Source organism: Frankia sp. CeD, from assembly GCF_000732115.1.
GTDB lineage: Bacteria > Actinomycetota > Actinomycetes > Frankiales > Frankiaceae > Frankia > Frankia casuarinae.
The window spans coordinates 1-24,704 of record NZ_JPGU01000006.1; the positions used below are offsets into that span (position 1 = coordinate 1).

The following is a 24,704-nucleotide window of genomic DNA, read 5'->3' on the forward strand; positions in this document are numbered from 1 at the left end:
CACCGACCCCTACGGCCGGCTGATCTGGATCTCCGAAGGGCTTCCCGGCTCCGTCCATGACCTCACCGCGGCCCGGATGCACGACATCCTCGATCTGATCGACCGCTCGGAGCTCTACCTCTACGCGGACAAGGGCTACGTCGGCGGCGAGGGCGACCGCCTCCTCGTCCCGATCAAGAAACCCAAGAACAACGACCTCCCCGACCGTGACAAGGAGGCCAACCGGACCCACGCCACCACCCGCTCACAAGGCGAACGAGGATTCGCGGTCCTCAAGAACTGGCACATATTCGACCGTTTCCGTGGCTGCCCACGCCGCGTCGGCACCTTCNCCCAGGCCGCCCTCGTCCTCGCCACCGAGGGCCTTTAGGAAAACCAACTTTGAAATGGCTCAATGTAAGTACCACCAAACAAACCCCCAAGACAGAAGGCCACCACGTGACATCATGCCAGCCTGACCCCTGCATGTCCAACGAGCCTGTCGATTGCGAGCAGCTCGACATCTCCAGCCTGCTCGCGATGCTCGGCGAAATTCCCGACCCACGTAAGGCGAAGGGAGCGATCTACAGCCTGCGGTACATCCTGTCGACCTCGCTTGTCTCGACGATGACCGGCGCAAAGCGCCTCAGTGAGATCGGCCGCTGGGCGGCGAGAATCCCTCAGCCCCTACTGGCCCGGCTGGGAGCACCTTACGATCACTTCCTCGGACGGTACCGAGTACCCAGCGAGAAGACGATCCGCAGGGTCCTCCAGGTCATCGACGTCGCGGCACTGGACGCCCGCATCGGTTGCTGGCTGTTCGCGCAGACCACCTGGGAGAACGGGGAGCAGATCACCATCGCGGTCGATGGCAAGGTCATGCGTGGCGCCTGGGTAGATGAGAAGACACAGGTCAAGCTACTCGCCGCGATGATCCACGGCAGGGGTCTCGTCATCGGACAGATCCGTATCCCCGACGACACCAACGAGATCACCCAGGTCGAAAATCTGCTTGACCAGCTTCCGGAAATGCCAGGACATCCGACCGTGACCCTCGACGCGGCGCATACGCAGGACGACACCGCAAAGGACATCGTCAAGCACGGAATGGACTACGTGATGACGGTGAAGGGGAATCGCCCGACCCTCAAAAGGCAGACATTCGAACGGGTCCTTCCGCTTCTCCAGGAACCAGCCCACCACGAGGTCCAGGAACGCGGACACGGCCGGATCAAAAACTGGCAGACCTGGACCACGAAAGCCGACGGCATCGAGTTCCCACATGTCAACAAGGCGGCCATCATCCGGCGAGACGAGTTCGACCTCACCGGAGTTCGCCTCACCCGCGAATACGCCCTCGCCCTCACCAGCGCTACGGGCACGCACGCCACAGCGTCATACTCCCACTCCCACGTCCGCGGCCAATGGGGCATCGAGAACGAGATCCACTACATTCGCGACACTGCCTGGCGTGAGGACGACGATCCGATCTATACCGGGAACACGAATCAGGCTTTCGCGAGCCTCCGGAACCTGACCATCGGAATCCTCCGCCTCAACGGCAGGAGGAAAATCAAGGAAACCCTGGAGGACGTCGCCGCCGATCGCCACGCGGCACTCGACCTGCTCGTCACAGCCTGTAGCGGATCAAAGCGGTGAGCTACCTCGCCGGAGCCCTGTGTTCGGACACTGCCTGAAACTCCTCCAGGAAACACCCGGGCACGAGGAGGAAGAACGGTCCCACGGACGCATCAGGCGATGGGAAATCTGGACCACCGCCGTCACCGACCTCCGATTCCCCTTCGCGCGCACCATCGCCGTCATCCGCCGCGACGAGTTCGACCTCGAAGGAAACAGACTCACCAAGGAATACGCCTTCATCGTCACCAGCCTGCGAGGCAACCGCGCCACCCCGGTGGCAATCCACNCCCACGTCCGCCTGCACTGGGGAATCGAGAACCGCCTCCATTACATCCGCGACACCGCCTGGCGGGAGGACGCCTGCCGCGCCTCCACCGGAAACGGGCCGAGAAACCTCGCTACCATCCGCAACCTCGCCCTGAGCCTCCTCCGCCTCCACCGAGTCCGAAAGGTCAAGGAAACCCTCGAGTACATCGCCGGAGACCGCCACCGGGCACTCCAGTTCATGGTCACATAGCGCGACAGAACGTCACACCACGCGACCTCCGCGCAGCCCTGATATCCGGCGGAGTCTCCGGCTGCCGTCGGTCCAGGATTCTCGCGAGGTTCTCGTCACCCGGAACCATGCATACCAGATCGTGGCGGACGGATACGACTTCGACCGGTGCCGATTCGATGATCTATATCGGGCCGGGCGGACTGCCGCGGCTCGGCGCGATGCCGAGGCGGCGAGCCGGCTGTTGGGCCAGGCGCTGCGCGAGTGGCGCGGCCCTGCCCTCGCGGATGTCAAACGTGGCAGCCTCAGCGCACCGCACGTCATGGCGCTGGAGGAGGCCAGGCTGCACGCGACCGAGCTCAGGATCGAGGCCGACCTGGCGCTCGGGCGGCACCACGAGCTCGTGCCCGAACTGGAAGACCTGATCAGCCTGCATCCGATGCACGAACCTGCACGCCCAGCTCATGGTGGCCCACTCCCGGTCCGGCCATCCGAAGCGAGCCGCCTCGGTCTTCCGTCGCCTCCGCTCCACGCTCATCGACACGATGGGCATCGAGCCGACGTTCCGGACGTCCAACCTCATGCGTGCCATCCTCGCCGGCAGCGACCTGCTGCTGGGCGACCGGTGGGAGTCGTCGCCGCAGGCGTTTCGGCAGGGAACGGGCCGCCAGCTGACCCGCGCCCGCTGATCCTGGGCGCTCCGTCGCGGCCTGCGGCCTGGGCCGTCGAGTGCCAGGCCTGTCCTCCACGGGCAGGCCGGCACCCGGCGGCCGCAGCGACTCCCGCCGGACCGAACCCCGTCACGCCTGGTGGGTCATGCCGGTCGGGTGCGGCGCGCTGCTACCCGGGCGCGGTGTTTGCTACCAGGCTACGATGCCGTTCTGGTCGAAGAACGTGCCCGAGGGGGCGTCGTCGGGCAGGGTCGCGGCCCGGACGACGACCTGCGCGGCTTGGTCGGCGGTGAGTTGAGCCTGCTCTCTGTTGATCGGGGTCAGGTCGGTCTGCACGAAGCCCGGGCAGACTGAGCTGATCTTGATGGGGGTGTCGGCGAGCTTCTTGGCGAGCGAGATCGTGATGCTGTTCAGCGCCGCCTTCGAGCTCTGGTACGCCGGCACGATCAGGCCGTAGTAGGGCGATGCGGGGTTCGCCTGGTCGCTGAGCGAGCCCATCGTGGTGGAGACGTTGACGATGCGGCCGGCCGGGCTCCTGCGCAGCAGCGGAAGGAGCGCCTCGGTGACGGCAACCGGGCCGAAGACGTTGGTCGCGTACGTCTTCCCGAACAGATCGAGGGAGGCGAACTCGTGCTGCTCGCCGTCCGTGGCCTCGGGCAGGATCCCCGCGTTGTTGACCAGAATGTCCAGGCCGGCCGGCAGCTCCGCGACCCGCCTGGTGGCTGCCGCGATGCTGTCGGGGGAGGTGACGTCGAGCGCGATGGCGTCGGCGTCGAATCCCTGCGCCGTCAGATCGGCCGCGGCCTTGTCCGCCGCGGCCTGCTCCCGCGCGGTCACGAGGATCCGGTGCCCGAGCCGCGCCAACGCCTGCGCGGTTGCGAAGCCCAATCCACGGTTGCTCCCGGTGACAAGTGCTGCAGACATGCGTTGTCCCGTCCAGGGGTTCGGCCCGCCGCCGGGGCGGCGGCGAGAGCGTTGACGAGGCTCTCGGCAAGGAGACGCCCGGACAGGCCGGAACGTGAGGTGTCGATTGCGATCCGATGCCCTGTGACCTCTCCGCGCCGCGTCAGAGTGCCCCCTCGAGCCGCAGCAGGGATTGCTTGGCCTGCTCGCCGCCCAGGTAGCGGCCGATCCGGCCGTCGCTGTATATGACGCGATGACATGGAAGGATCACGGGCAGTGGATTCGTCGCGCAGGCCGTCCCCACTGCCCGGACCGCGCGAGGGCTGCCCGCCAGCGCGGCGACCGCCGCGTAGCTGGCCGTGCTGCCATAGGGGATGTCGCGCAGGTGCTCCAGCACCGAGAGCCGGAATCCCGTCGCGAGCCGCAGATCGAGGCTCAGTGTGAAGCGTGACCGGGCCCCGGCGAAGTACGCGTCGAGCTGAACGGCGACGGGATCGAGCCGCCCGTTCGCCCGCAGAACGCGGGGGCTGATCCGCTCGGACAGCGACGCGAGCACGGCGTCGTGGTCCTCCACCTCATAGGCGACCCGGACCAGCCCCTGCGGGGTCGCTGCGAGCAGGAGCCGCCCGACGGGCGAGTCCACGCTGCGGTAGGCCACGTCCAGCAGACCCTCCCGCTCGGCCTCGGCCGCGAGCCGTTGGCGCAGGCGACTGAGCCGGGCATCGAGGTCCGGCATGGCGGCGAACGGATCGGGCGCCCGAAGATCGTCGCTGGTCATCGCGACTCGTCCTCCTTCGCCAGTGCAAGCATGCTCCGCAGCGATGCGATGGCGTCAGCGCCCGCGCGCCGCGCGGCGGCGGGATTGCCACCGACGAGCCGGGCGACCTCGGCGTACGGGAGTCCGGCGAGATAGTGGAGCGCGACGGCCTCCCGTTGCCTGGGCGTGAGCCGTTTCAGCGCGTCCCACAGATCCAGCTGCGTGTCACGCTCCTCCCACCGGGCCGGCTCCGGGAGGCGCTCCGTCGGCGCGGGCCGCCGTGACTGGGCCCGCAGCTGGTCGATCGCCTTGTTGCGCGCGATCGTCACCAACCACGCCTCGACGTTGCTGCCCGCAGGCAGCTCCGGATACGCCCGCAGCGCCGCGAGAAACGTCTCCGACCAGGCATCCTCGGCCAGATCCGGCCCGGCGACCGCCCAGCAGACCCGCAGCACCATCGGCCCGCACCGCTGGACCACGGCGTCGAACGGTTCGCGCTCCATGCCAGAAGAACGATCCACACGGCCCAAGTGTGAGCCCGGGCTCGGGCCTGGTCGGATCCGGTCGGCGCAGCGGCCGGGGCCCGTCCCGGGCGGACGAGGACGCGAGGACCTGCCCGGGGCTCACAAACAGCCCGGCCCGGACGTCGTAGGGGNGAACGCACGAACCGTCGCATTCCGGAGGCCGGCGATCAGCGAGATGCCTGTGCACTGAGCCCCGCTTCACGCCGCCGTGACCTACCGCCACGTGGACACGGCTGTCGGCCGGCTCTTCCTCGTGCGGACCCAGCGGGGTGTGGTGCGCGTGGCCTTCCGCGACCAGGACGCCGACTTCGTGCTGGACAGCGTGACCAGGCAGGTCGGGCCGGCCGCCGAGGCCAGGTGCGGCCAGCTCGACGACGTGTACCGCCAGATCGTGGAGTACCTGGACGGCGACCGCCGGGAGTTCNCGGTGCCGCTGGACACGTCGCTGGTTGGCCCGGCCCAGCGGGAGGTCCTGCGTGCCCTGTGCGCCGTGCCCTTCGGCGCCGCGGTGACGGTCGGTGAGCTGGCTGTCGCGGCGGGTCGACCGGCGGAGGNGGCGGCGGNGGGGNTGGNGGNAGCGGCCAATCCACTGCCGATCCTCATCCCCTGCCACCGGGTGCTGCGCGTGGGGCCGGATGCCGCCGTCTATCCGGGTGGCTGCCATGTGCGCCATCAGCTGCGGGCCCTGGAGGCCCGAGGGTGAGCGCGGCCCGGGCCGGCTCTCGAGCGTCGCTGTAGCCGAGCCGCACAGTCTGGTCTGGCGCTACCGCTACCGCTACCGCTACCGCTACCGCTGCCACGGCAGGCGCCCGACCGGGCGGCGGAGGCGGCGAGTGCACATCGCCCGGACCNGTCCGCCCCGCACTCGGCCGTGACCGCGACCGGACCTCCGTCTGCGAGAGGAAGCGGCACGATGGACGACCTACGACACGGTGACGGGCGGGCGGCGTCCTGGGCCGGAACTCTCATCGATACGGCGACGAGCGGTGCGGCGTGGCTGCGGGCGATGCTGGACGTGGAGGCGGCCGTCGTGCGTGCGGGGGGCCGGCTGGGTCTGGTGCCCGCCGCCTGCGTCGCCGCGATCGACAAGGCCGTCGCGGAATGCTCCGCGGACGTCGAGCGGCTCGCCACCGGCGGGCAGTGGTCCGCGAGTCCGGNGGGNGGGNTGGNGGCGACCCTGACCGAGACCACGCGGCGCATCCACCCCGCCGCCGCCGAGCATGTGCACCGCCATCTCACCGATGCGGATGTCGTTGCAGCCGCGTCGCTGGTCGTAGCGACCCATGTCCTCGCCCTCGCCGACGCCGATCTGCAGCGGGTGGCCGCGGGACTCGCCGAACTGGTCGACCGACGGCGGCCGGGCGGGTCGGCCGTGGACGGGGCCGGTGCACCGGGCCGGGCGGCGCGCAGTCTTCCGACGGTTGCCGCCGGTTGGCTCAACGACGTCCTCGACGCCCGTGACCGCCTGGCCCGCCTCGTCGCCGACGGCCTGCCCGCCCCGTTCGAGGGGATCCTGACCCTCCAGGTACCGGCGCCGCTCGCGGCGGCGCGGGAAGAGGTACCGGGCCCGATCGACGGGGCCCTGGCCGCGGTGTTCGCTGCCGAAGCGGGCCTGTCCGAGCCGTCACTGCCATGGCGTGGGCCTCGTACCATTCTGCTCGATCTGATGGCTTTCGCCGTCTTCGTCACGTCCACGGCGGCCACGGTGTCCGCCGGGATGCGGCGCTGGGCTCCCGCACGCCCCGAACCGGCTGGCGTGAGGGACGCAGCCGCGGCACGCCACTNGGCTGCGGCGGTCGACGTCATGGTGATCTCCTCGGCCATCCGGACGCCCGTGCTGGTCGTCTCCCTCGTCCACGACCTGGCAGCCGAGCTGTGGAACGACAACGACCGGCACGTCGAGTGGGAGACGCTGCGCGGGGCACTGCGTGCCCTCGGCGGTTCCGCGCACGCTGTCGCGGAGCTGGTCGAGCATGAGGTGACGGACGGCCTGTTCGCCGACCCGGACCGGTACCGACGCGCGGCCGACGCCGAGACCGAGGTCGACGCTGACCCCCAGGCAGAGGCCGGCGGCCCTGGTGTCGGCCGGATATTCGTCGATCGGGTACTCGAGCGCTATCTCTTCAGCGCGCGGTGAGCGCGATGCCCAGTCGTCCGAAACTTCAGCGCTGTCGCGGAGAATTGCAGGGTGACGAGCCACTCACGCCGTAGACCACGGGAGAGGTGGATGTATGTCCGTTGCGCTGTCGACCGGCAAGGCTCCAAGAGCCTGTTTTGGATCTTTTTTCATATGCGGAGCGTGACGGAAAGTTGGTGTGGATGTTGCTGGTGGGGTTTGGACGGGGGTGATGGCGGCAGGGGCTGGTCATGGTACGTACACACCGGTATCCATCGGATCTGACCGACGCCGAGTGGGCGCTTGTCGAAGCTGTGTTGCCGCCGGTATCGAAGGACGGCCGGCCCGGGGCGCACTCTCGCCGGGACATCGTGGACGCCATCCTGTACGTGACACACAACGGGATCGTGTGGCGCGCGCTGCCGGCGGGCTTCCCGCCGTGGCAGACGGTCTACGGCTTCTTTGACCGGTGGAAGAAAAAAGGCGTGACCGCCGGGATCCATGACGCGCTGCGGGGCAGGGTCCGGCTCGCGCGGGGCCGGGAGGCGGAGCCGACCGCGGGGGTGGTGGACTCCCAGTCGGTCAAGGGCGCCCAGACGGTCGGCGCCGACTCCGGCGGCTACGATGCCGGCAAGAAGGTCAACGGCCGCAAGCGGTTCGTGATCGTCGGCACGCTGGGTCTCCTGCTGACCGTCCTCGTCGTCCCTGCCAACGTCCAGGACCGCGACGGCGGCCGGCGCCTCCTGATAGACCACTACTTCACCCATCATCGCTGCCGTCATCTGTTCGCCGACGGCGGTTTCGCCGGCCAGCCTGTTGCATGGGCGCGGACCATCATGAGGACCACCGTCGAGATCGTTCGGAAGAAACCCGGTCAGAAAACCTTCGAGGCCCTGCCGAAACGANTCTCCCTCGTCCACGACCTGGCAGCCGAGCTGTGGAACGACAACGACCGGCACGTCGAGTGGGAGACGCTGCGCGGGGCACTGCGTGCCCTCGGCGGTTCCGCGCACGCTGTCGCGGAGCTGGTCGAGCATGAGGTGACGGACGGCCTGTTCGCCGACCCGGACCGGTACCGACGCGCGGCCGACGCCGAGACCGAGGTCGACGCTGACCCCCAGGCAGAGGCCGGCGGCCCTGGTGTCGGCCGGATATTCGTCGATCGGGTACTCGAGCGCTATCTCTTCAGCGCGCGGTGAGCGCGATGCCCAGTCGTCCGAAACTTCAGCGCTGTCGCGGAGAATTGCAGGGTGACGAGCCACTCACGCCGTAGACCACGGGAGAGGTGGATGTATGTCCGTTGCGCTGTCGACCGGCAAGGCTCCAAGAGCCTGTTTTGGATCTTTTTTCATATGCGGAGCGTGACGGAAAGTTGGTGTGGATGTTGCTGGTGGGGTTTGGACGGGGGTGATGGCGGCAGGGGCTGGTCATGGTACGTACACACCGGTATCCATCGGATCTGACCGACGCCGAGTGGGCGCTTGTCGAAGCTGTGTTGCCGCCGGTATCGAAGGACGGCCGGCCCGGGGCGCACTCTCGCCGGGACATCGTGGACGCCATCCTGTACGTGACACACAACGGGATCGTGTGGCGCGCGCTGCCGGCGGGCTTCCCGCCGTGGCAGACGGTCTACGGCTTCTTTGACCGGTGGAAGAAAAAAGGCGTGACCGCCGGGATCCATGACGCGCTGCGGGGCAGGGTCCGGCTCGCGCGGGGCCGGGAGGCGGAGCCGACCGCGGGGGTGGTGGACTCCCAGTCGGTCAAGGGCGCCCAGACGGTCGGCGCCGACTCCGGCGGCTACGATGCCGGCAAGAAGGTCAACGGCCGCAAGCGGTTCGTGATCGTCGGCACGCTGGGTCTCCTGCTGACCGTCCTCGTCGTCCCTGCCAACGTCCAGGACCGCGACGGCGGCCGGCGCCTCCTGATAGACCACTACTTCACCCATCATCGCTGCCGTCATCTGTTCGCCGACGGCGGTTTCGCCGGCCAGCCTGTTGCATGGGCGCGGACCATCATGAGGACCACCGTCGAGATCGTTCGGAAGAAACCCGGTCAGAAAACCTTCGAGGCCCTGCCGAAACGACGGGTGGTCGAACGTACCCTTGCCTGGCTCACCGCCCACCGGCGGCTTGCCCGCGACTACGAACGCCNCCCCGCCACCTCCGCATCGTTCATCCACTGGGCGATGATCCGCACCATGGTCCGCCGTCTCGTTCGCGGGAATCCCGTCCCACGCCGGCAACCCCGCGACACTACAGAGCGTTAACATCACTCAAGATCCAGGACAGGCTCTCAGTAGCCATGGCCACGCCGTGGCGGGAGTCAGGTCCACCGGGTCGTGGAGNGCACGGCCGGTGGATCTGTGAACCACGAATACCCGGCGTCTGTCACCCGGTCGTGTTCTCGCTGCCTGCGGATGCCCGAATCGCGATCGTGATCTTGTTACCGGCCGCGGGGGCGACGGTGCAGTGCAGCCCGAGATCGGTGACACGGCCGTCGCGGGCGTTCCATTCGCGGGCGCCGTCGTCTTGGTGTGACCTGGCATTTTGTTGAACTTTTTTCTTGGTGNAAAATTCGCACAATCCGAACCGTCGCCTGATTCGCCCGGCGGGCGCTGTGGTCCAGAGCTCGTTTGCCGGTGTTGAGTTAACCCCTTAACCGCCTCGGGGTGCCGCTGGCCTCGGTCCGAGTCGCCGGGGCGGGCGTGATGCCAGTGAGTCGCGGTTTGCCCGTGCGGCTGGTCAACGGGCAGTCATGATCAGCGGCGATGCGCGTTGGAACGGTGCGCCCTGGACCTTGAGCTTCCTGCGGCTACCCTTGACCTGTGGGGTCCATCGCCGGAGTAGAGATCGACAGGGCACGCCTGGCCGCGATCTGCGCTCGTTACGGGATCGCGGAACTCCAGGTGTTCGGCTCGCAGGCGCGCGGCACCGCGACCGCTGACAGCGACATCGACATCCTGTACACCCTTGCGCCGGGCCGGCGTCTGGGCTGGGACATCGAGCAGCTCGCCGATGACCTCACCGGCCTGTTCGGACGGCCCGTCGATTTGGTCTCCGCCCGCGGGCTCCACCCGCTGCTCCGCTCGTCCGTCCTGGCTGAGGCACGGCCCGTCTATGCGGCGTGACGTCCTCCTTCTCAGCGAGATGATCGAAGCGGCCGACCAGGCACAGAAACTCACCGACGGAATCACCGTCAGCGCCCTGGAAGCGGACCGGCAGCGCCGCGACGCACTCCTGTGGAACTTCACCGTGCTCGGCGAAGCCGCCAGTCAGCTCTCCGAAGAGATCACCAAGAGCTATCCCGACATCGCCTGGAAGCAGCCCGTCCGGCTACGCAACCGGATCGTCCACGGCTACTGGTCCGTCGACCTCGAGATACTGCACACCGCGGCCAGAGAGCAACTACCCCAGTTCTCTGTCGACCTGCGTCGAGTCCTCGCAGCTGTACGCGAAGGCACCTGAACCCACCGAGGGCTGGAGCGTGAGTGGCCTGGTCGCCTGATGTCGGGCGCGGGCACAGGCAGTCGGTGAGGGCCACCGACGGGGTCAGCCGACCGGGGCGACCGACTCGATGTTGGCCACGGTGAAGTCCCGTTGTGCGTCCCGCAGGTGACACCACGCCTCGAGCCATCGGCCGTACAGCTGGTGCGGCTGGATCTCCCGGGCAGTCCGGTTTCCTGCCTTGTTCCGGTAGCTGATCAACACGTCGCGCTGGGCCTCGATCGCGTCGGCAAGCAGGATGATCTCGGTATCGGTCAGGCCAGGGTTCAGCTGCGCCAGCCGCGCGGACGTCTCCGAGATANCCGNCCCGCCGCTGTCCGTGCCATCCGGGTCCGCGAGCAGCCGTGCGGCCAGCTTCNCCGCGNCCANCNGGGGCCGGNCCNGGGACGCGGCCCGCGTCGGCGACCGGGGCGCAGCCGCGCGGTGCTCCTGCTGCTTCTCGACGATCACTGTGCCCGTCGCGTCCTCGGCGACCGGGGACAGCCCGGCCGCACGCAGCCGTGCCAGCACCTCGTGCGGCTCGTGCGAGCTGGACAGCACCGTCGGCGCCACCCGCGCCAAGGACAGCTTCGCCAATGACCGGGTATGCAGAATCTCGCTGATCAAGGCCTCTTCGGCCACGACGCACGAGCGCATTCCCCGCACCCGGATCTTCCCGTGGAGGCGAGCCACATCCTTGACCAGATATTCCAACTCCCGTATCGCGGCGGCCGCCTTGTCCCGCAGCTCGCCTGGCCCGTATAGATGCAGCGGGAAGAACCAGTCGACGTGCTCGCCGGCCACCCGCAACGACAGCCCACCGCGCGCCGCGCACAGCATGGCGCGTCGTAGCCCACCGGCGGCCGAGGCCAGGGGCAGCGGCGGGGCCAGTTCCTTGTCTCCGCGGATCTCCCGGCTGGTCGGAGCATGTTCCAACATCAACCATGCGGTCACCAGCGCGGACCACTGATGGGCCGGCGGAACTATGACCATCTCACCCGTGACGAGGTCGACTGCGATTTCCCCGGCGGCGGGCCGGCCCGCTTCTGGCTGTGGGTCTTCCTCGGTGAGGACTCGGTGTGCTTCGTGATGGACGCGACCCGTTCGAGTGCGGTCCTCGCCGACCATGTCGGCCTCGACCCGGACACCGGCCAGCTCAGCGACACCCCCGGCGGCGCGGCGCGCCGGCTCGTGCTGTCGTCGGACTTCTACACCGTCTACGCCTCCGCCGGCCGGCGGGCTGACGGCCTGGTCAACCTGTACTGCTGGGCGCAGGCCCGGCGGCACTTCGTACGAGCCGGGGACGCGAACCCCGCCCAGCTCGGGATCTGGGCCCGCCAGTGGGTCGACCGGATCCGCGATCTCTACACCGCGCACGACGCGCTCGCCGCGGCCTGGCACACCCCCGCCACGGCCCCGTCCCCGCGCGCCGAGCGCGCCCTGGCCGCCGCCTACGCCGGCTGGGACACCGCGATCGGCGTGATCGACACCGTCCGACAGGAACAGATGACCTCCCCGGGCCTGCAGGAACCCGCGAAGAAGGCCCGGGCCACGATGGACCGGGAATGGGACGGCCTGACCGCCCACCGCGGCTATCCCATGATCGGTCTGGACAACAACCCGGCCGAGAGAGCGATCAGGGGGCCAGTCGTGACCCGGCGCAACGCCGGCGGCTCCCGCACCGAGGACGCCGCCCGCGACGCCGCCACGATCTTCACGGTCACCGCGACCACGACGCTGCACGGACTGAACCTGCTGACCTACCTGGAAAGCTACCTCGGCGCCTGCGGCCGGACCGACGACACAGCGCTCACCGGCACCGACCTCGAACGGTTCCTGCCCTGGGCCGCCAGCCCCGACGACCTTGAGGCGTGGAAACAGCCACCCAGCTGACCAGCGAACTCCTCGCAACACCCAGCGGCGTGACCGACCGTCACGCCGCCCGCGACCATGCACCCACGGGAATTCCGACTACGTACGTCTGAATCGACGGAGGTCGAACGTGACAACGGGTTTCACGGCTTCTAGATCGTAAGGGTTGGGTGAGACTTCCGCGCCCAGCTCGCGCAGGCATCCGATCGGATCGGTGACTCGGTCGAGTTCAAGGCTCGCCTCGAACATGGATCGTTCGGGTTCGAGACTTACCAGATGGTAGAGAGTGTCTTTGCCGGTCGTGGGTGCTACATCGATGACGGTTCCGTTGAAGACAACAACATCGATGAGGTCAAGCGTCTTCGTGGCCTCGAAGACTTCGTGCACTATCCGCAACGTCATCCAGGCAACGAGCTGCGCATATAGCTTCTTGGCTTCAGGCTCTTTCCACTTTACCGGCCTGACCTCGGGTGCGGTCTTGAATAGCTTGTATTCCCTGATTTCGGGGATCACGGATCGTTGTGGGAATTCGATCTCGATGACGATGTCGTGTTCCTGGGGCCGGTAGGCGATTTTGCGTGCTACGGGGAAGCCGTCGGGATAGGACGTGGCCGCGAGCGCTTGGCCGACGAACCACTCGACCGCTTCCGGGTCACCGTCCAGACACGCCGCCCACTGTGCCGCGATGCGGGCGTTGTGCGCCGCGGCACGGTCGAGGGCCGCAGCCACCTGCTGGTCGTGTCTGGTTCGAGCCGCAGTGAGTTGTCGTAGCCGGTCGGTCTCGACCCGCTGGAACTCGGCCGTGTCGGCTTCCCACGTGCTTCGGGCCGCGTCGAACTCCCGCTGGTATCGACCCGACCCGCCCACCAGCCGGCTGGCCCGACCAGGAGCCGGGGGCTTGTATTGCTCCCAATCCGGCGCCCTACCAGCGATCGCCAGCGATCCCGGCTGAAAGATCGACTGCTTCGGTACTACCTCCAGCGCGGCCACGGTGAAGGCAGGGAGGCCCAAGACGTTGAGTAGCAGGTTCCTGCCCAGCTCTGCGATGTGAGCGGCTGCGGCGGCGGGGCTGGTCGTGCCAGCGGCCCGCCCGGCGGGCGGTTGAACGCGACGACGGTGCGGNGGGGGNGTGGCCGCGGGAGACGTGGCCGCGGGCAAAAAAATCGCTGCGGCCAAAGGGTCCTGGATCGTCTTCGAGGACGAGGCCGGGGCTTTCGGACGGGCCGTAGAAGCAGCCGGCGATCACCGCGCGGAACGGGATCCCGGCTGTGCGGGCGTCGGTGACCAGGCCGGCGGCGATCTGCCCCTTGGTCTGGAACGACGGGTCGTTGCGCCCCTCGGGTAGGCAGGGGCCGGCAGGTAGAGCCGGGTGCGCAGCGGGTGGTAGGCCCGCTCGTCGGCCCATGCCGTGGTCACCGCGACGACGCCACGCTCGATGGCCCCGCGGGAACCGAGGTACTGGCGGGAGACTCCCNCGGNGGCGTGCCCGCTCTTNCGGTCCCCNGAGTCGTCGATGACCAGGGCCCCGCCCGGCTGCGGGGCTGTGCCTGGCGCTCTGGCGAGCAGCTCAACCCGCCTACTGTTGATCTTCTGGTGGTCCCAGGAGGACTCCGAGACGAACCACTGCAGCCGCTGGGCCTGCCGGTGCTGGGCGCCGACCACCGGCTCCGCCCCGGCCAGGCAGGTCAGTGTCTTGTTCCGGTCCCGCGGCGCCAGCCAGACCAACCAGACAGTCCCGGAACCCCTGCCGCTGCGCCCGCGACGCGAACAGGTCATCGAACCGGGATGCGTACGCCTCCACGGCGCCGGTGCCGGCGGGCACGGCAGCCGCGCTGTCATCACTGCTCACCCCCATGACCGCAGGCGATCACTTCTCCTTATTCCCTGTTCCCGCTCCCATTACCGATCACAACAAACCACCGCCAGTTACTTTCGCTCCCGGCGCAGGCCTGCCGGTGACCGGATTCGGAACCCCCGCCCGGGCGCTCTGTGCACCTCCTGTCGCCGCGACGGCTTGTCAAGAACCTCACGTAGCAGCTTGGTGGGCTGCTACGGTGTGGGCGTGGCGGCGTCAGGCGCCGACGTGGATGTGGGACGCCCACTGTGACGGGGATCGCGGCGCGTAGTTGCGCTGGGCACGGGTGGCGTTGTGAACGGCCGCGGCCACGTCGCTACCGTCGGCTAGGAACCTGTAGATATTTTCCGCGAGGTCGACGGCGATCTGGTCGTTGATGGGCCACAGCGTGGCGATGACATGCCGATAGCCGGCGAGCTGGAAGGCGGAGGCGAGGTGCATCGCCTCGTCGGAAAGCTCGCCGCCCGGGCGGGCGGTTTCGCACGCGGACAGGTACGCAAGTTCGGCGTCGGTGAGCCTGAGGCGGTTGACGTCCAGAACGGNGAGGGGCTGGTCGTGTAGTAGCAGACGGCTGGTCGATGGGGCGGAGATGGCTGCCTCGCCATGGCAGGCGAAGTGCACCCAGCGTGCCTGCGGCAGGGCGGCCAGCACCGCAGCGCGGGTCGCTTTGTCCTGGACCAGCGTGCTCACCCGTTCGTGCAGAATCCGCGTGAGGATGGCGGCTTCGAGGTGTGCGCCGGGCAGGTCGCCGGCGTCGGGGGTGTGGGGCATCACCACGACCAGCGCGCGCCTGCCCTCGTCGTTCGCTGACGGAAGGCCGACAAGCGTCGCCGCGTCGGGCGCGGTGCGCCGAGCATGGCCCAAGGCGCGGATCGTTGGAGTGTACGAACAGATCACTCTATCGATCAGCGTGTCCGGCGCTGGATCGAATCGAGCCTGGNGATGGCCTGCCGCGTGTACNGGAAGGAACGACAACAGCCCCGACAGGCACCACCACATCCGCGGCCACGAGGTGCCCGTTGCCGGTGGTCCGTGGATGTCCAGGCTTTCCAACACCGGTCCGGCGAGGACGTCCCACAGCCAGCCGAAGACGTTCGAGAGCTCCGTCTCGTCGCCGCGTTCGACAGCCGTCAGGAAAGCGAGGACCTGGTCACCAACGGCTTCTTCAGTGAGGTCCGGCAGGGGTAGGAGCTGCACGCCGGCCGTGGTCAGGATCAGGGCATCGCAACGGATCTCGCTGATGTTGACGGCCACGATCGGCCCCTGGCTCGCGGCGTGCCGAAGATCGTCGATGGTTGGTGGCAGAAGAAAACGCTCGAAGTCCGGCAGGCTGCGGATCTCGGAGACGAGGCTTGCGAACCGCGCCGCGCGGGCATGCCGCCGGTCGGCACCGCGTCGTGCCGTGCCCGTCGCGTCGTTTCCGACGAATGGCGGGGATGCCTGCTCCGCCAGCGGTATGTCGGATCCGTCGAAGGCGGGAGGAGCGTCGAACTCATCCTGAAGCCGCCTGAACAGCGCGGCCTTCTCCGGGTCTCTTGCGGCAAGGAGGGCGAGGTCCGTACGGGCGTCGAGAATCTGGCCGAGGATGACTCCGCGTCCTTGCTCCCAGAGTTCCAGGGCGCGTTCGACCTTGCCGACCTGTAAACACGCTGCGGCGGCCTGCGATCCCAGCCGGGACAGGGTGACGAGACGATACTCCTGGTCTTCGCGGTCAAGGCTGCGCGGCGCGACCTGTCCCAGCAGGTCCACAGCGGTGCTGTAGCCGGCGACAGCCTGCTGCCAGTCGCCCGCGGTGGCCGCCAGGCTCGCCCATGCTCCCGCCGCCTTCGCTCGGATACTGGGTGCTGCCGTTGCCAGCGCGGCGGCACGTCGAAACACGGCGATACTGACATCCCGATCCGCCGGCCTCCCAGTGTGTTCGAAACGGCCCCACAAGGTAAGACCGAGGCCGGACAGGGAAGTGGCAGCATCCGGGTCATCGCCGCGAGCATCGACCGCCATCCGGTACGCCGCCACGGAACCGTCCAGGTCGGGCATGTCTTCTGTCCGGTCAAAGCGGAGATGGAGGGTCTCGCCGAGATTCGACGCCGCGGCCGCGACAAAGGCTCTGTTCTCTTTGGCCTCGGCGGCGGCGAGCGCCGCGCGGGCAGTTTCCACCGCTTCGTCCAGATCTGCGGAGGTACCAGCCAGCCGGGCGCGTCGTGACAGCGCCCTGCAGAGGTTCACCATGACGGGGACCCAAGCCGTGTGCTCCGTCGAGGTGGCAGCCGCCGCCTGCCGGCCGACGGTGACTGCCTCGTCCAGGTCGGCCGCGCGCCCGATTCGATCCGCGCGCAGACCCACCACGGCCCCAAGATTGGTCAGTATCACGGCCCGTTCCGCGTGGCTGGCCGGCGTCGCCACTACCGCCTGCCGGCAGACCTCCACAGCCTCATCCAGGTCAACCAGCAGCCCGACCCGATCAAAACGTGCCCGGAGAATGTTGCCCAGATTGGAGAGACGCCGGGCACGGTCCGGGCTGCCGGGAGGAGTCACAGCCACTGCCCGCCGGGCCGTCTCCACCGCCGTGGTGAGGTCGGAGTCCGTCCCGGTGTGCAGCGCCCGGACCAGCAGCGCAGCACTCAAGTTTCCCAAGACGACCGGAAAGTGCGGATGGCTGGGAGGCGTTACTGTGGCCGCGCGGCCAAAGATATCGATGGCGGCCGTTAGATCCGTCGAGACCCCGGCCTGCACGAAACGCGTCTGCAGCGCGACGGCCAGATTGGTGAGCATCGTCGCGTACTGAGGATGGTGGGCCGGCGTCACATCGACGGCGCGTCGACCCTGTTCCACTGCCTCGTCGAGATCGGCTCGCGCGCCCGTCCACTCGAACCGGGAACGCAGAATGTTACTCAGGTTTGACAGATAACGGCCGCTATTAGGATCTTGTGGCGGGATGACCGCGACCGCCTGCCGGATTGCCTGCAGGGATTCCTCCAGGTCCGCCGGCGACTTCCGGTGCACACATCGCGCCCATAGCGAACCACTGAGACCCGACAGCACCAGGAAGCGGGAAGGGTGGTTCTCCGGTGCCCGGGTGGCGGCCAGCCGGCCGAGGTCGACCGCCTCGTCGATGTCGGAGTCCGAACCCGTCCAGGCGAACCGCGTCTGTAACGCCGTCGCGAGATTGGAAAGGAGCCCGACGTGAAGCGGATGACTCACGGGCGTAACAGCAGACGCGCGTCGGAACAGGGCGATCGCCTCGCTGAGACCGTCGACGTCACCGGTTTTCGTCGACTGGCCGTACAGGTGTTCGGCGCGAAGTGCCAACCTTTCCCGGCTGCTCGGGTTCATGTCAGCCTCGTCAAGGGCGTCACGGATCTCGCTGGGTAGAAGGGTCGGATTCGACCGGTGGACCGATGCCAGCAGTTCCCGTGCCCGCGCCAGGTCCGGCCGGCCATCGTCACCTCCCAGCACAAGATAACGACACCAGTACAGAAGACCGGCCGCGAGCAGAACATCCGTGTCGATGGACGGATCCGGGACGGCGTTCAAGAGACCCATCACCTCCAACACCGCATCGTTGGCCAACACGATCTCGGGGGAGCTTTCGGCGGCGAACAGCTCCAGTNGCCCCTGGACCCTGGCAAGAAGATCGTCCCGCATCGACTCGTTCCCCTCTCCTCTGTGACGAGGCTTCCTCAACGTCCGGCCTTCCGGGCCGGACCCATACCTGCCGAATTTGCTGGTTTCGAATGTGGCAGAGTCTCCCCTTTGTCCGCAGTGTCTGTCCAGAACCTCGACGTTTGAGAACCTCGACGTTTGAGGAAAAGGACGCGTGACGGTGTTGGCAATGTTGTTGTAGCGAGATCAGAGGGAGATCACGGGGTGGGCTGTGTGAAGTTAGGGGTGTTGTTGTCGGAACCGCGCCAGAGGTAGGCGGTGAGGGCTTGCCCCGCGGGTTTTTCTTCTGCGGGGGTGTGGGGGAGCGGCCAACGAAGGTGGGTGTAGAGCTGGGTGCGGTGAGTGTCGAAGGCGACTTCGATCAGTTCGCCGAACGCCTGCGCACGGGCGGGGATGACGACGGTGACGGTGATGGTGGCGACGGCGAGACCCGCAGGGATGGCAAGCAGGGTGTAGAGGCCACCGGTGGCGGCGAAGAGCAGCGCCCACAGGGTAATGGTGGCGGCAGTGTCGAGGGCGGTGCGGGCGGCGGCGAGGTCGGTCCGGTGGGTGTCAGGGAGCAGAGGCCAGAGACGGGGCCAGCAGATAATGGTGTCCAAGCCGTATTTGTCAGTGGGGCGTCGTTCGGCGGCGCGCAGGATGTTGCCCGTGCGGGTGGCTAGGAAGAAGCCGGGGGCGCCTGGGGATGGATGCTGTCGGCGACGCCGTTCGAGGCGGGTGTAGACGACGAGCTGCCGGNTTGTGGGGGNGTTCGGGGGNTGCACGGCAGTGTGTGCTGTCTGCCAGGCGAGGTCGTCTGCGGCGGCGCGTGCCGCAGCGCGGGCGGCGAGGCGGTGGCGGAGGGGGTCGGCGATGGCCGGCCAGTAGCCCTCAAGCAGTCGGAGCAGCGGAGTGGCAGCGCTGCTGACCAGGACCGCGGTGGCTGCGATGCCGAGTAGGGCGGTGAGGATGGCGAGGGTTTGGATTGCGGGGGTCTGCCGGTCGAGCCAGCTGGTGTGGTTGCTGAGGGTGTGAAGGCCGCCGTGGTGGTAGGTCCAAACGGCGAGGAGGGCGAGCCAGTACACCAGGGCGGGGGCGGCGATCGATGCCCATCGGTCGGCGACTTTCTCGCCGACTGTTTTCCAGAACTCCTCGAGCATGCCTGTCAGCCTCGTACGAGGGTGACCTGGTGGGTGGGGCAGGTGGGGATGGCGCTGCCTAGGTCGGGCCGGTACCAGGTGTAGTCGCCGCGCGGGCAGTTGTACCGGTCGGCGGCGACTGGACCTGGGTCGCCGAGGGGGCTGGGGNGGGGGGTGCGCTGGTAGCGGGGCTGCTGGTCGGGCGGCCTGTAGTGCGGGGCGTCGGCGAGAACATCGCGCAGGAACCGGCCGGTGTGAGGGTGGCCTTCGAGGAGGGCGCGCAGCTGACCAGCCTGGGTTCCTGCGTCGGCCGGGTTGGCAGTGGTGAGCAGGGCGGCGATCCCTTGGTCGAAGGCTGCGGCGTCCTGGGGGGCGAACCAGTCGGCGAGGTAGGGGCGGATGGCACGGCCGGCTTCGATGATGCCGTGGTTGTCGCTGGTCAAGGCGGAGACTCCCTGCAGAAGGGGGTGGGTCGGTCCTGGGGCAGGAGCCGGCGGCGGGTGGGATCAAGCGCCGGCGTGCAGGTGGGATGCCCACACCGACCCGGACCTGTGCCGCTGGCCGGTAGCCCGGCTGCGACGTCGGCGAGGTGGGCGGGCAAGTCGCCGAGCTCGACATGAGGTCGCACCCGGCCAGTAGGCGGAGGTGAACTCCGCCTACTGGCGGACGTCGAGAACATACGCGCCGCCGACCTGGTCTGGCCGAACCGTCAGGTCGATAGGCGGTCGAGGAGGCCGAACCGCTGGGCGAACGCGGATATCTCGTCGCGCTGCTGAACTGGATCGATGGCCGTGGCGCCCACGACGATGCGGGTCACACCCTGCGCGGCGAACGCCTCCACCCGTTCCGGTGTCATGTCGATCGACCCCCATCGCGTGTACTCCAGAGCATCCGGATTACGGCCAGCCTCGAAGGCGGTCGACCGGGCGAGGTCTAGTTGGAGGCTACGCTCATCAGGACCGAGCGCACCGCCGGGAAAGTAGCCGTCGCCTCGCAGCCCGGCCCGGCGTGCAGCCGCCCGACTTGATCCACCAACGTGGATGGGCAGCTGGGTAACGCCGTAGGGCTTCGGGAAGCTGCACAGGTTGTCGAAGTCGAAGAACTCCCCGCGGAAGCTGACCCCGTCCTCGCCCCCGGCCCAGAGCAGTCGCATCACGTCGATCGCCTCGTCGGCGCGGCGACCACGGGTGCTGAAATCCACCCCCACCGCCTGGGCCTCGCCCGGCAAGGTTCCCAGCCCCACGGTCAATAGCCGCATCCGCCCCTTGGACAGCACATCAATGGTGGCCAGTCGCTTGGCGAGGACCACTGGATGGTGGTAGGGAAGCAGCAGCACGCCCGTGCCGAGCAGCATCCGGTTCGTGGCCGCGGCGACGAGGCTCAGGCAATCGAGGGGATCNGCGTNGGGCAGCGACGGCGGGATCTCGATGGACCCGACCATCGCCCCGGGGTACAGCACGATGTGCTCCGGCAGATACAGTGCCTCGAAGCCGCATTCCTCCGCATGCTGGGCGTAGGCAGTGATCCGGTCCGGGTCGACACCGTAGTAGGGCGTGCTGTAGCCGATTGCGAACTTCATCTCATTCTTCCGATCTGCTGATNCCCCATTGCNCCCCGCCCGCCGTTGGCCGGGCGGACAGGGACGTTGAGCTCGATGACTGTTCGTCGGTCAGCGACGGCTACTACGGCCGCATCGCGATCGTTTGAGCGAGCTGGCTCTGCAACTGCTGCCGTACCGCGTCGAGCCGCTTGATACAGACATCGACTTCGGCGAGTTTGCGTCGCAGCACCAGCACAGAGTCCGGGCAAACGTGTCCCGACGTGTTGCCGGCCCGCAAACAGGCGACGAACGGGCGGATGTCGTTGAGGTCGAAGCCCACAGCGAGCAGGGCCCGAATTTCGTGGACGACTCGCAGCTCCGCCTCGTCGTAGACGCGGTAGCCGTTGGCGGAGCGCCGTGGCCGTACCAACCCGTGTGACTCGTAGTAGCGCAGCGTGCGGGTGCTCGTGCCGGCCCGTTCCGCCAGTTCGCCGATCAGCATCCGACCTCCTTCACCCGCCCGGGGCAAGACGCTAAACCTTGTCGCCGGCGTCAGGGCAACGTGCCGCCGGTAAGAAAGTTGCCGGAGGAGGTCACGGTGCCACCGCAGCACGGTGGCCGGGGTGACGAAGAAGACGTCCNAGCGGGCCCGGGGTAACAGCCGGGACAGCGCCGCGAGGATCACCCGATCTACCTCTCCCAGCCCCGCCCAAGCCAGCCCAGATGGAACGTACTGCCTGTCTCGTCTCATCTTGGCAGGTAGGGGGGCTCCGGTTTTCCCCCCGGAGGTGATCGTGCTGGCGGTGCGCCGGTGGACAGCCGATGGACAGGAGTATCGAACACGCGAGGGCTTATCGCATGATTCCGGTGTGGCCGAGGGAGTAGCGCCCGGGCTGCGGCCAGACGGCGAGCCCGTGCGGCTCGTGGCCCACCGGGATCTCGGTCAACAGCCGGCCGGTCGTCGGGTCCGACCCGCCGTTCCCGCCGGTATCGAACACGTACACGACGTTGCTGCGCCGGCCGGACAGCCACAGCCGGGTCCCGTCGGCGTTGACGTTGCCCATATCGGGGGTCCCGCCGCTGGGGATGGCCCAGTTTGCGACGATCTTCCTGGTGGTGAAGGAGATGACCGACACGGAGCCCCGATCACCGGTATGCGGGAACGGGACCATGTCGGAGGTCATCATGCCGCCCCGGTTGACGACGTAGAGATAGCGGCCGTCGCGGCTGGGGTACAGGCCGTGGGCCTCCGGGCCGGTCTGGACAAAGCCGGTTTTGGTGAGGGTGTCCCCGTCGATGAGGTGGACGCCGCCGGCGTTCATGTCGGCGACGTACCAGACCCGGCCCGCAGGATCGATCTTGATGTCCTGGGGGGCCGCGGTGCGTCCGAGATCGAGGTAGCCGAGGACCCGCTCGTGCGCCAGGTCGATCTTGACCAGTTGGCCGGCGAACTCGCAGGTGGCGATCGCATAGGTGCCGTCCGGGGAGAAGTCGACGTGGTTGACGCCCGCGCACCGGCTGCCCACGTCGAGGCTGTGGCGCAGGGCGAAGGTGTGCGGGTCGCGGAAGTCGACGCTGTGGTTCGCCTCGGCGATGACCATCGCGCTCTTTCCGTCGAGGGTGAAGTACAGGTTGTAAGGGTCGGTGACCGGTATGGCCCGGCCGGCGAGGCGCCCGGTCCGCGGGTCGATCGGTGACAGACTGTTCCCGACGTTGTTGTTGACCCACAGTGTCCGCAGGTCCCAGGACGGGACCACATGCTGCGGGCCGCGCCCCGTGGGGTAGGTGGCCACTACCCGCAGCGTGTGCTGGTCGATGACGCTGACCGTGCCGTCGGACAGGTTCGGGACATAGACGAGCTGCGGATCGTCGCGCACGACCGGGCTCAGCATCCCGGCATGGGCGTGGGCGTACACATCCACAGCAGTGGTGGTAGCACCAGCAACGGTGGTACCACCAGCAACGGCGGCGGTGGGGCTTGCTCCCGCCCTGGCCGGGGACGCAGGCGGTTGCGGGNGGGCTCCAGCGTTCGCAGCCTGGTTGCCCGGGTCACGGAGGACCCAGCCCGCCAGCAGGGCGACGACAAGGACCACCAGGCCGGCCAGCAGGATCGGGCCGTACGGCCGGGGCCGCTTCCCGGGCCGGGGTTGATGCGATTTCGCCCTGGTTGGCATGCCGACACGCTAGTACCGTCTTTTCACGCGGGGCCCTTCGACCCCGTCGGACGGTCGCATAATCGAATATGGTAGAAAGGCGTTTTACTGATCGCTTGCCTGGTTTTGCTGATCGCTTGCCTGGTTGTGATCTATCGTCNACACGAAGGCTCGTGTCGGGGTCTGGCCGCCCGTGGCCTCACGGTACCCGGCTGGTGATCCTGGGTGCCCATCGGGCGCCTCCAGTGGCCGGGATATCCCCGTAGCCGAGATACCCTCAGCGTCATGTCTCAGCCGGCCGGTCGTGGTACCTCTCGTCGTCAGTTCCTGGCTGTGGCCGGTACGGCGGCGGCTACGGGGCTGGCGGGCTGCGGTACCGGTGGCTCGACCCCCTCGGCGCCACCAGCGTCCTCAGGAGCAACGCCGTCACCCTTCGCCCCTGCCCTTGGCGGCACATCGGGTGAGACCGCGGCGGCCTCTTCCGCTGCCGGCGCGGCCGGCGGCCCGGAGCTGGNGCCGGGAGGCGCGGCGGCGGCGGTCACCCACGGACCGCGTGACCGGTCCCGGGTCGCGCTCACCTTCCATCTCGGCCCGCACGAGGCGGGTCAGGATCTGTCCCTGGCCCATCAGCTCCTCACCGACGCCGCCAGGCTCTCGGCACCGATCACCGTGTTTGCGGTCGGGCAATGGCTCGACCAGCACCGCGACCTCGTCCCCGTCATCCTCGCGNCCGGCAACGAACTGGCGAACCACACCTACACCCACCCGGCGCTGACGACGCTTCCAGCCGATCGGGTGACCGCGGAGATCACCGGCTGCCGGGACGTCCTGGCCCGACTGGCCCCGACGCAGGGCCGCTACTTCCGGCCCTCCGGCACGAGCACCGCCACCCCGCTGATCCTCACCGAGGCCGGCGCCGCCGGGTACCGCACGGTTGTGGACTTCGACGTCGACCCGCTCGACTACACCTCCCCCGGAGCCGACACCGTCGTCGCGCGGGTGCGGGCCGGCACCCGGCCAGGCTCCATCGTGAGCATGCATTTCGGCTACCCGGGCACCGTCAGCGCGTTCCCCCGGATCGTCGCGAACCTGCGCACGGCCGGCCTCACCCCGGTACCGGTCCACGACCTGCTCACCTGACCTCGGAAGGGCCGGCCCGGGTGAAACTCCTTGGCTCCTTGGCCGGGCATTTCTTGACCGGGAGTTTCTTGACCGGGCATTCCTCGGGCCCTTCCGACCAGGACGAGATCGTCGCTTCCGCGGAAATGTTGCCGTTGTCAGCCGACGGCGCGGGAGGTGCCGAACATGGTATCCAGGGTGACCGGCTGAAGGTTGCGCTGCTCGATCAGTTGTTGGACCTTGTCGAACAGGCCGAGGATGGTCTGGTGGTTGGCGTGGCCGAGCATTATCGTGCCTGGCTTGAGGTACTGCTCGGCAAGCCCGATGAGCTGCTGCGGGGTGAGTGTGGTCGAGTCGCCGAAGCTGCCGTTCCACAGCAGGACCCGGGTGTAGCCGAGCTCGCCCACGAGCCCGTCGACGTGGGGGTTGTGGGCGCCGTAGGGCGGACGGAACCAGGGCCGGCTGGTGATCCCGAAGGTTCGCTGAATCCACTGCTCGTTCCGCTCTATATCGGCCCGGATCGCGGTGTCCGTCTCGTGCAGCAGGTTCTTGTGGGTCCAGGTGTGGTTGCCGATCTGCACCTGGCCGGACTCCACCAGCGGACGCAGGACGTCGGCGTGGCGGTCCCAGATCGCCCGGTAGGCGCCGTTCGGCGAGAACGTGATGGGGATCTTCGATCGCTGGGCGAACGCCACGTAGCCGGCGACCGTCGCGGCATCGTAGCCGTCGTCGATCGTCAGGGCGATCTGCTGGGTCCGGGCGGGTGCCTGGAAGGTCACGGTGGGTCGGCCTGGATGCGGCGGGGGCATCGGCGG

At 68.3% G+C, this 24,704-nt stretch carries 22 protein-coding genes and 2 pseudogenes (1 of these 24 running past the window's edge); 11 read left to right on the forward strand and 13 right to left on the reverse strand.

The features are described from left to right. The 4 genes and pseudogenes from CED_RS05830 to CED_RS22185 all read left to right on the forward strand — a co-directional run. A partial coding sequence (locus CED_RS05830) for a transposase family protein (RefSeq protein WP_035909059.1) occupies positions 1 to 370 on the forward strand: 370 nt, incomplete at its 5' end. 11 nt (positions 371 to 381) lie between these two features. Further along, positions 382 to 1,638: an ISAs1 family transposase gene (locus CED_RS05835; protein ID WP_235186914.1), complete on the forward strand. Its 1,257-nt coding sequence runs from the start codon at positions 382 to 384 to the stop codon at positions 1,636 to 1,638. Between the two features lie 19 nt (positions 1,639 to 1,657). Then, positions 1,658 to 2,137, forward strand: coding sequence for an ISAs1 family transposase (locus CED_RS05840; RefSeq protein WP_051868683.1), 480 nt, complete (start codon positions 1,658 to 1,660; stop codon positions 2,135 to 2,137). A 121-nt stretch (positions 2,138 to 2,258) separates the two neighbouring features. Then, positions 2,259 to 2,805: pseudogene (locus CED_RS22185) on the forward strand (AfsR/SARP family transcriptional regulator). Between the two features lie 171 nt (positions 2,806 to 2,976). Here the strand turns inward: CED_RS22185 and CED_RS05855 are convergent. The 3 genes from CED_RS05855 to CED_RS05865 all read right to left on the reverse strand — a co-directional run bounded on the left by CED_RS05855 (position 2,977) and on the right by CED_RS05865 (position 4,950). Further along, positions 2,977 to 3,711 carry an SDR family oxidoreductase gene (locus tag CED_RS05855; RefSeq protein WP_035909062.1) on the reverse strand — a complete coding sequence of 245 codons (735 nt, stop codon included), beginning with the start codon at positions 3,709 to 3,711 and terminating at the stop codon, positions 2,977 to 2,979. Between the two features lie 142 nt (positions 3,712 to 3,853). After that, positions 3,854 to 4,426: a methylated-DNA--[protein]-cysteine S-methyltransferase gene (locus tag CED_RS05860; protein ID WP_347272520.1), complete on the reverse strand. Its 573-nt coding sequence runs from the start codon at positions 4,424 to 4,426 to the stop codon at positions 3,854 to 3,856. Between the two features lie 38 nt (positions 4,427 to 4,464). Then, positions 4,465 to 4,950 (reverse strand): RNA polymerase sigma factor, encoded by a 486-nt coding sequence (locus CED_RS05865; protein ID WP_023840196.1) that lies wholly within the window; start codon positions 4,948 to 4,950, stop codon positions 4,465 to 4,467. Positions 4,951 to 5,179: 229 nt separating this feature from the next. On the opposite strand from CED_RS05865, the gene CED_RS05870 reads away from it, so the two are divergent. From CED_RS05870 to CED_RS05895, 5 genes and pseudogenes are all read left to right on the forward strand, one after another. Next, on the forward strand, positions 5,180 to 5,674 hold the full coding sequence (locus CED_RS05870; protein ID WP_051868684.1) for a methylated-DNA--[protein]-cysteine S-methyltransferase: 495 nt from the start codon (positions 5,180 to 5,182) through the stop codon (positions 5,672 to 5,674). Positions 5,675 to 7,332: 1,658 nt separating this feature from the next. After that, positions 7,333 to 7,992 (forward strand): annotated as a pseudogene (locus tag CED_RS05880) (IS5 family transposase); the annotation flags it as partial. A 524-nt stretch (positions 7,993 to 8,516) separates the two neighbouring features. Beyond that, on the forward strand, positions 8,517 to 9,353 hold the full coding sequence (locus CED_RS05885; protein ID WP_035909067.1) for an IS5 family transposase: 837 nt from the start codon (positions 8,517 to 8,519) through the stop codon (positions 9,351 to 9,353). A gap of 558 nt (positions 9,354 to 9,911) precedes the next feature. Further along, positions 9,912 to 10,214, forward strand: coding sequence for a nucleotidyltransferase family protein (locus CED_RS05890; RefSeq protein ID WP_011434627.1), 303 nt, complete (start codon positions 9,912 to 9,914; stop codon positions 10,212 to 10,214). Further along, on the forward strand, positions 10,204 to 10,551 hold the full coding sequence (locus tag CED_RS05895; protein WP_006538963.1) for a DUF86 domain-containing protein: 348 nt from the start codon (positions 10,204 to 10,206) through the stop codon (positions 10,549 to 10,551). Before CED_RS05890 ends, CED_RS05895 begins: the two co-directional genes overlap by 11 nt. An 84-nt stretch (positions 10,552 to 10,635) precedes the next feature. On the opposite strand, the gene CED_RS05900 is transcribed toward CED_RS05895, so the two are convergent. Beyond that, positions 10,636 to 11,523: a WYL domain-containing protein gene (locus CED_RS05900; RefSeq protein WP_051868685.1), complete on the reverse strand. Its 888-nt coding sequence runs from the start codon at positions 11,521 to 11,523 to the stop codon at positions 10,636 to 10,638. 15 nt (positions 11,524 to 11,538) lie between these two features. Between CED_RS05900 and CED_RS05905 the strand changes: the two genes are divergently transcribed. Next, entirely contained in the window at positions 11,539 to 12,462 is a 924-nt protein-coding gene (locus CED_RS05905; RefSeq protein WP_235186915.1) for a transposase, read from the forward strand. 78 nt (positions 12,463 to 12,540) lie between these two features. Here CED_RS05905 and CED_RS05910 read toward each other — a convergent pair whose 3' ends face one another. The 8 genes from CED_RS05910 to CED_RS05945 form a co-directional block, all read right to left on the reverse strand. Beyond that, positions 12,541 to 13,431, reverse strand: a complete 891-nt coding sequence (locus CED_RS05910) for a hypothetical protein (protein ID WP_152569704.1) — start codon at positions 13,429 to 13,431, stop codon at positions 12,541 to 12,543. Positions 13,432 to 13,683: 252 nt separating this feature from the next. Beyond that, positions 13,684 to 14,166: a transposase gene (locus CED_RS05915; RefSeq protein ID WP_051868686.1), complete on the reverse strand. Its 483-nt coding sequence runs from the start codon at positions 14,164 to 14,166 to the stop codon at positions 13,684 to 13,686. Between the two features lie 346 nt (positions 14,167 to 14,512). After that, positions 14,513 to 17,941 carry a CHAT domain-containing protein gene (locus tag CED_RS05920; RefSeq protein WP_051868687.1) on the reverse strand — a complete coding sequence of 1,143 codons (3,429 nt, stop codon included), beginning with the start codon at positions 17,939 to 17,941 and terminating at the stop codon, positions 14,513 to 14,515. Positions 17,942 to 18,156: 215 nt separating this feature from the next. Beyond that, entirely contained in the window at positions 18,157 to 19,098 is a 942-nt protein-coding gene (locus tag CED_RS05925) for a hypothetical protein (RefSeq protein ID WP_035731154.1), read from the reverse strand. Between the two features lie 5 nt (positions 19,099 to 19,103). Continuing rightward, positions 19,104 to 19,520 (reverse strand): hypothetical protein, encoded by a 417-nt coding sequence (locus CED_RS05930; RefSeq protein WP_035909073.1) that lies wholly within the window; start codon positions 19,518 to 19,520, stop codon positions 19,104 to 19,106. 266 nt (positions 19,521 to 19,786) lie between these two features. Further along, positions 19,787 to 20,656 (reverse strand): TIGR03619 family F420-dependent LLM class oxidoreductase, encoded by an 870-nt coding sequence (locus tag CED_RS05935; protein WP_035909076.1) that lies wholly within the window; start codon positions 20,654 to 20,656, stop codon positions 19,787 to 19,789. Positions 20,657 to 20,759: 103 nt separating this feature from the next. Continuing rightward, on the reverse strand, positions 20,760 to 21,119 hold the full coding sequence (locus tag CED_RS05940; RefSeq protein ID WP_035909201.1) for a MerR family transcriptional regulator: 360 nt from the start codon (positions 21,117 to 21,119) through the stop codon (positions 20,760 to 20,762). Between the two features lie 349 nt (positions 21,120 to 21,468). Then, positions 21,469 to 22,791, reverse strand: a complete 1,323-nt coding sequence (locus tag CED_RS05945; RefSeq protein ID WP_035909077.1) for a YncE family protein — start codon at positions 22,789 to 22,791, stop codon at positions 21,469 to 21,471. 312 nt (positions 22,792 to 23,103) lie between these two features. Between CED_RS05945 and CED_RS05950 the strand changes: the two genes are divergently transcribed. Then, positions 23,104 to 23,910 (forward strand): polysaccharide deacetylase family protein, encoded by an 807-nt coding sequence (locus tag CED_RS05950; protein ID WP_235186917.1) that lies wholly within the window; start codon positions 23,104 to 23,106, stop codon positions 23,908 to 23,910. 137 nt (positions 23,911 to 24,047) lie between these two features. On the opposite strand, the gene CED_RS05955 is transcribed toward CED_RS05950, so the two are convergent. Continuing rightward, on the reverse strand, positions 24,048 to 24,704 hold part of the coding region annotated (locus CED_RS05955; RefSeq protein WP_235186918.1) for a polysaccharide deacetylase family protein (this coding region is incomplete at its 5' end). The annotated region continues 6 nt past the right edge of the window; 657 of 663 annotated nt are visible.